Here is a 6,528-nt window from a genome sequence, read left to right as displayed (position 1 = left end):
CAGCAGGCGGTTGCGCTCGCCGCCCGACAGGGTCGAGATCGGCTGGCGCAGCTGGGCCTCGGTGAACAGGAAGTCCTTGGCGTAGGCGGCGACGTGCTTGGAGATGCCGCGCACGATGATCGAGTCGCCGCCGCCCGGCGTCAGCGCGTCCCACAGGGTCATGTCGGAGCGAAGCCCGTCGCGGGACTGGTCGAGATAGACCGTCTCGAGGCTCGCGCCGAGTTTGACCGTGCCGTCGGTGGGAGCGAGTTCGCCCAGCATGATCTTGACCAACGTGGTCTTTCCCGCGCCGTTGGGGCCGACGATGGCGAGGCGATCGCCGCGGATGATCCGGCTGGTGAAGGGTTTGATCACGACGCGGTCGCCGAAGGATTTGGTGACGCTCTTCAGGTCGGCCACCAGCTTGCCCGAGGTGCCGCCGGAATCGACACCGAGCAGCATCTCGCGCGGACGATCCTTGGCCTGTTCGGCGCGTTCGGCGCGCAGGGCGTCAAGGCTGCGGGCGCGGCCTTCGTTGCGGCTGCGGCGGGCGGTGATGGAGGAGTAGAAGGTCGCCGTCTCGCGCTCGATGGTCTTGGTCAGCTTCTGGAACGCGATGGCCTCTTCTTCCATGGTCTTGGCGGACCATTCGTCGAAGGCGTCGAAGCCCTTGTTCAGGGTGCGGACCCGGCGGCCCTCCAGCCAGTGGCAGGACTGGGTGACGCGGTTCAGGAAAGCGCGGTCGTGGGAGACGATCAAGGCGGCGCAGCGAGCGGCGATGATCTCTTTTTCCAGCAACTCGATCGCCAGGATGTCCATGTGGTTGGTCGGCTCGTCCAGCAGCAGCAGGTCGGGCTCCTCGGCGAAGGCCTTGGCGAGGGCCGCGCGGCGGATCTCGCCGCCGGACAGGCCCTTGGTGGACTTGTGCGGGTCCATGCCGAAGGTCTCGAGCCAGGCCTCGGCGGTCCAGTGTTCAGCGTCGTTGGAGGTGGCGTAGTCCAGCAGGGTCTCGCCGGCGATCAGCGGCTCCTGCGGGACATAGGCGAATTTGACCGCGCCCTGGATGGAGCGGGTCCCGCTGTCTGGCTCGATCAGGCCCATCACGACCTTCATCAGGGTGGACTTGCCGGCCCCGTTGCGGCCGACGAGGCAGGAGCGGGTGCGGGGTTCGATCGCCAGATCGACGCCGTCGAACAGGGGGCGCTGGCCGTCCTGAAGGCGCACGTCTTTGAGGGCGACGAGGGGGGGTCTGGGAGCCATAGGTGCTTTCGGGAGCCGGGGAGGCTAAGAGGACGCGTGGATGTAGAGCGTACGACCCCGGGCTCCAAGCCCTTCTGGCAGACCAAGCGTCTGGAACAGATGACCCGCGAGGAGTGGGAGAGCCTGTGCGACGGGTGCGGGCTGTGCTGCCTGATCCGGTTCGAGGACGAGGATACGGGCACGGTGTTCGCCACCAAGGTGCATTGCCGGCTGTTCGACAGCGCCGCTTGCACCTGCACCGACTATGCCAACCGCAAGGACCATGTGCCGGACTGCATCAAGCTGACGCCGTGGAACATCGAAGAGCTGAAGTGGATGCCGAAGTCCTGCGCCTATCGTCGGATCGACGAGGGTCGAGGGCTGGCGAACTGGCATCCGCTGGTGTCGGGCGACCCCGAGAGCGTTCATGAGGCCGGGGTGTCAGTGCGCGGGCAGACGATTTCCGAACTGGATCTGGAAAATCCCGAGGACGCTGTGGGCTATGAAGCCCCCGAATGGGACGTCGAGCGCGGCTGACGGCTTGTCCGCGGGCCCCAGGTTGCGAACTTCGAGCGTCCAATCCCTTGCAGGATAAGGGATTGGACGATTCTCGAGGCCTTCTACGCGCCCAGGGGCGCTGGTCCGCTATAGTTCGTCCATGGCCGGAATGAAGGACGAAGCGGGGCGGGCAATGCAGGGACGCTGCTGGGCCGAAGACCATATGGCGACGTTTCAGTCGATGGTCGATGAAGGCGTCGAAGCGCTGAAGGACACCGAATGGAAGCGCGGCGACGTGCTGGCCATCGAGCGCAAGTTTCGCGCGATCGGCACCATGGCGCGCACCGTAAAGCTGGTCGAAGGGCTCCGGCCCAAGCCGTCAAAATTCCGCACCAACGACAAACACCACGAGGACGAGATGAGCGAGGGCGCGGCCAACGATGCAGACGACCGAGGCACCCCAGAGTTTGAGCGAATGCGACAGGAACTGGAACGCCGTCTCGCTCGTCTCAGGACCAATGTCGAAGCAAAGCGCGCGGATTGCCGCGATTACCTCGCTCAGAGAGATGCGAGAACATCTGGCGGCGACCTGGGCGTTGCACAAGCATCAGATCAGCCCTGACTTCGACTGGAGGACATGGGTCCTGCTGGGCGGGCGCGGCTCGGGCAAGACCTGCGCCGGGGCGGCCTGGATCGCGGACCTGGCGAAACGCCCGAACCTGACCCTGGCCCTGGTGGGGCCGGCCCTGCATGACGTACGCGAGGTCATGATCGAAGGGCCGTCCGGCGTGATGACGCTGGCCGACGCCGACAGTCGGCCTCATTGGGAGGGCAGCCGCAAGCGGCTGGTCTGGTCCAACGGCACCGTGGCCTATGCCTTTTCGGCCGAGGACGCGGACAGTCTGAGAGGGCCGCAGTTCCACGCGGCCTGGGCCGACGAGTTTTGCGCCTGGAGGCAGCCGGAACGGGTGCTTTCGAACCTGAGGTTTGGGCTCAGACTGGGAGACCATCCGCAACTTCTGGTGACGACGACGCCCCGGCCTCTACCGGCACTGCGACGGCTGATGACGAGCGCCGACGCCTATGTGGAGCGGGGGCCGACGTCCGAGAATTCAGAGAACCTGTCGCCGGGGTTTCTGGCACATCTGAACGATCTTTACGGCGGGACCAGCCTGGCGGCGCAGGAACTTGAGGGGCTAGTGGTCGAGGCGGACGGGGCGCTGTTCACCGCAGCCGATCTGGCGACTGCGCGGGGGAACCGGCCGGCCCAGATGGAGCGGATCGTGGTGGGGGTGGACCCGCCGATCACCACCCACGGCGACGGCTGCGGTATCGTGGTCGTGGGGCGGGCGGGACGCACGGCCTATGTGCTGGCCGACAGGTCGCGGCGAGGATTGTCGCCGAACGGCTGGGCCCGGGCAGTGGTCGAGGCGGCCGGGATGTACGGCGCGCATTCCATCGTCGCCGAGTCCAACCAGGGCGGGGAGATGGTGCGCACCATCCTGTCACAAGCCGGGTGCGAGACGCATATCCGGCTGGTCCACGCCTCGACCGGCAAACGGTCGCGGGCGGAGCCTGTGGCGGCGCTGTATGAACAGGGACGGGTCGTGCATTGCGCAGCCTTTCCCCAGCTCGAAGAAGAAATGATGGCCCTGGGGTCTGAGGTCGGCGGCGCGAGCCCCGACCGCGCCGACGCCCTGGTCTGGGCCATCACCGACCTGTTGATCGACGCGCGGCCGGGTCCCCGGATCCGCTGCCTCTAGACGACCCGCGAGCCCGCCGATGCGGGATCGCTTCACACCAAAATCAGGAGACGACCATGCCGTCCATTCCGGACGCCTATTCCACGCGCGCGCCCTCGGCCGGGTCGCCGGCGCGCCGGGTCGAGACCGTGACACCCAGTGACGCAACCGACCTGAGCGCGGTCGCCAAGGCGCTGTATGTCGGGATCGCCGGCGACGTGCGGCTGATCCCTGCCGGGACGAGCGACGACACGGCGGTGACGCTGAGGAACCATCCGGTCGGATATCTGGCCGTGCAGACGCGGCGCGTGCTGGCGACCGGCACGACGGCCGAGGCCATCCTGGCGCTGTTCGACTGATGCTGGCGTTCGATCTTCCCAGGGTGGCGGCGGCGGGCACGACGCCGCCGGGGCCGCCGCCGTTTGCCGTGCCGGGATTGCCCCGGTGGTCGGCGGCGGTGCGGGCGATGCAGGCGGGGCAGAGGAACGCGCGACTGGTTTGCCTCGGCGACAGCACGACGGCGGGGCATGGCGCCTATGCGATCGGTATGGGCGACAACAACAAGGCCGGGTCCTGGCCCAGTCAACTGGCGAGCCAGCTGACGGCGCGGGGCCTGAGGGCATCGCGACGTAGCACAAGGGGCAACCAGAACGCGGCCGACATCACCGCCTTCGACCCGCGTGTGAGCTTTCCGGATGGAACGACGGGGTGGACGGTGTCGTCGGGCGTGAACAACGCCACCGTGGGCGGCTTCTTCATCGGGACGACGGGGACGGGTCGTTTTCGCTTCGATCCGGGCGGGATCGTGGACACCTTCGAGGTCTACTATGCCCTGACCCTGTCGGTCTCGGCGCTGAGCCTGGCGATCGATGGCGGGGCGGCTCTGATGACTGCCTCCACAGATCGTGGCGCGGGCCTGAACCGGATCGGCAAGGCGACGCTGAGCGTGCCGCGCGGAACTCACGTGCTGGACCTGGCCAAGCCTGCCGAGTTCGCCAACATCGCCTGGATCTGTGGCCTGAGTGCCCATGACAGCACCCAGCGCGAGATCAGCGTGCTGAACGCGGGGTGGTCGGGGGCGACGTCGGCCGATCTGGCCAACACGGTGGTGGCCTGGAACACGGTCAATGCCCTGGCCCAGCATGCGCCCGATCTGGTCCTGATCTGCGTCGGGATCAACGATTTCAACTCTGCCTCGCCGCCTTCGGAAGCGACGTTCAAGGCCAATGTGCAGGCCCTGGTGACGTCTTCGGTCGCGGCGGGGGCGGACGTGCTGCTGGCCGTTCCGAACCCGATCGGCGGTGCCTATGCGAGTAATCATGCGACCTTCGCGGGCTACATCACCGATGTGGCCACGGCGAACGGACTGAAGGTGCCGATCGATTTCAGGTCGGTGCTGGGCTCGACCCACACGGTGGCCCATGCGGCCGGATACATGCGCGACGACCTGCATCCCAACGCCGCCGGATATGCCCGGATGGCCGAGGCCGTGCGGCGCGCGATCAGCTGACAACAGGAACCGAGAATGGCCTTTCCTCCCTGGCTTACGGGCCGAAGGGCGCGCGTCGTCGCGCCCGAAATCAAGAACAGTCGCGCGGGGCCTCTGATCGCCCTGACCAGCGCGGGCCGGGCGCGGTGGACGCCGAGGGATTATGCGACCCTGGCGTCGGAGGGGTTCACCAAGAACCCGGTGGTCTATCGCTGCGTGCGGATGATCGCAGAGGCCGCCGCGTCGGTGTCGCTGACGGTGTTCGAGGACGGGGTGCGAACCGATGCGCATCCGCTGGCGCGGCTGCTGGCCAAGCCCAATCCGGAGCAGGCCGGGGCAGAGTTTCTGGAAGGGTTGTATGCGGCCCTGCAGACGGCGGGGAACGCCTATGTCGAGGCAGTCGGCGATGAGGGGCCGGAAGAGCTTTGGTCGCTGAGGCCCGATCGGGTGACGATCGTGCCGGGGCGGCAGGGGTGGCCCGCCGCCTATGAATACACGGTCGACGGGCGGTCGGTGCGGATCGCGCGCGGGGCCGACGGCTGGATGCCGGCGATGCAGCTGAAGCTGTTTCACCCGACCGACGACCACTACGGCTTGTCGCCGCTGGAGGCGGCGGCCTTCGCGATCGACGTGCACAATGCGTCGGGGGCCTGGAACAAGGCGCTGCTGGACAATGCGGCGCGGCCGAGCGGGGCGCTGGTCTATGGCGGACGGGACGGGGAGCGGCTGACCGCCGAACAGTTCGCCTTGCTGAAGGCAGAGCTGGAGGGTCATTCCGGAGCGATGAACGCGGGGCGGCCGCTGGTGCTGGAAGGCGGGCTGGACTGGAAGCCGATGAGTTTGTCGCCGGCCGAGATGGACTTCATCGCCGGGAAACACGCGGCGGCGCGCGAGATCGCCCTGGCGTTCGGGGTGCCGCCGCAACTGCTGGGGATTCCCGGCGACGCGACCTACGCCAACTATCGCGAGGCCAATTCGGCCTTCTGGCGCGGGACGGTGGTGCCGCTGGTGCGCAAGACGGCGGGAGCGTTGACGGGTTGGTTGGGGCCGAGGTTCGGGACCGCCGATCTGCGGATCGAGGCGGACCTGGAGAGTGTGCCGGCCTTGCAGGGCGAGCGGGATGCGCTCTGGGCGCGGCTGAACGCGGCGGCCTTCCTGACCGATGAAGAGCGGCGGCGGATGGCAGGGGTGGGGGAATAGCGACCCCTCTTCTTGCGGGAGAGGGAGGAGAATTACATGAACGACATCAAGCGTATTCCCATCGCACTCGTTGTGGCCCTGGTGGTGCAGACCATCGGCGGCCTGGTCTGGGCCGGGGGCGCGGCGGCGCGGATCGCCACGCTGGAGGTGCGGGTCAGCGAACAGAGGCTGGTCGCCGAACGGCTGGCGCGGCTGGAGGAGCAGGGGGTCGCCACGCGGGCGGCCGTCGAGCGGATCGAGCGGCGGCTGGAGGCGGGACGGTGAGGGGGGTGACACAGGATTCTCCCTCCCCCACGGGGGAGGGCAGGTCGCGGAGCGACCGGGTGGGGACGTCAGGGCGATACGGCGCTGATTGCCTTGCCCTTCCCACCCGGTCTCCGC

The 6,528-nt window shown here is 67.8% G+C and carries 8 protein-coding genes; 7 read left to right on the top strand and 1 reads right to left on the bottom strand.

Annotation, left to right across the window (positions count from 1 at the left end; translation table 11 throughout):
- A partial coding sequence (locus JHC99_RS16860; RefSeq protein WP_292155795.1) for an ABC-F family ATP-binding cassette domain-containing protein occupies positions 1 to 1,239 on the bottom strand: 1,239 nt, incomplete at its 3' end.
- A gap of 36 nt (positions 1,240 to 1,275) precedes the next feature.
- On the opposite strand from JHC99_RS16860, the gene JHC99_RS16855 reads away from it, so the two are divergent.
- From JHC99_RS16855 to JHC99_RS16825, 7 genes are all read left to right on the top strand, one after another.
- The gene (locus JHC99_RS16855; RefSeq protein ID WP_292155794.1) at positions 1,276 to 1,755 is read left to right on the top strand and encodes a YcgN family cysteine cluster protein; all 480 of its coding nucleotides are present in this window, start codon (positions 1,276 to 1,278) and stop codon (positions 1,753 to 1,755) included.
- Positions 1,756 to 1,876: 121 nt separating this feature from the next.
- Positions 1,877 to 2,338: a hypothetical protein gene (locus JHC99_RS16850; protein WP_292155793.1), complete on the top strand. Its 462-nt coding sequence runs from the start codon at positions 1,877 to 1,879 to the stop codon at positions 2,336 to 2,338.
- Positions 2,283 to 3,479 carry a terminase family protein gene (locus JHC99_RS16845; protein ID WP_292155792.1) on the top strand — a complete coding sequence of 399 codons (1,197 nt, stop codon included), beginning with the start codon at positions 2,283 to 2,285 and terminating at the stop codon, positions 3,477 to 3,479. The genes JHC99_RS16850 and JHC99_RS16845 overlap by 56 nt, the downstream gene beginning before the upstream one ends.
- A gap of 56 nt (positions 3,480 to 3,535) precedes the next feature.
- The gene (locus JHC99_RS16840) at positions 3,536 to 3,817 is read left to right on the top strand and encodes a hypothetical protein (RefSeq protein WP_292155791.1); all 282 of its coding nucleotides are present in this window, start codon (positions 3,536 to 3,538) and stop codon (positions 3,815 to 3,817) included.
- Positions 3,817 to 4,968 carry an SGNH/GDSL hydrolase family protein gene (locus JHC99_RS16835; protein ID WP_292155790.1) on the top strand — a complete coding sequence of 384 codons (1,152 nt, stop codon included), beginning with the start codon at positions 3,817 to 3,819 and terminating at the stop codon, positions 4,966 to 4,968. Before JHC99_RS16840 ends, JHC99_RS16835 begins: the two co-directional genes overlap by 1 nt.
- 15 nt (positions 4,969 to 4,983) lie before the next feature.
- On the top strand, positions 4,984 to 6,147 hold the full coding sequence (locus JHC99_RS16830; RefSeq protein ID WP_292155789.1) for a phage portal protein: 1,164 nt from the start codon (positions 4,984 to 4,986) through the stop codon (positions 6,145 to 6,147).
- A gap of 36 nt (positions 6,148 to 6,183) precedes the next feature.
- Positions 6,184 to 6,411, top strand: a complete 228-nt coding sequence (locus JHC99_RS16825; RefSeq protein ID WP_292155788.1) for a hypothetical protein — start codon at positions 6,184 to 6,186, stop codon at positions 6,409 to 6,411.
- Positions 6,412 to 6,528 lie beyond the last annotated feature (117 nt).

Source organism: Brevundimonas sp. (genome assembly GCF_016463485.1).
Lineage (GTDB): Bacteria > Pseudomonadota > Alphaproteobacteria > Caulobacterales > Caulobacteraceae > Brevundimonas.
Note: the sequence above shows the minus strand (reverse complement) of the source record. Positions and strands in the feature narration are given on the sequence as shown.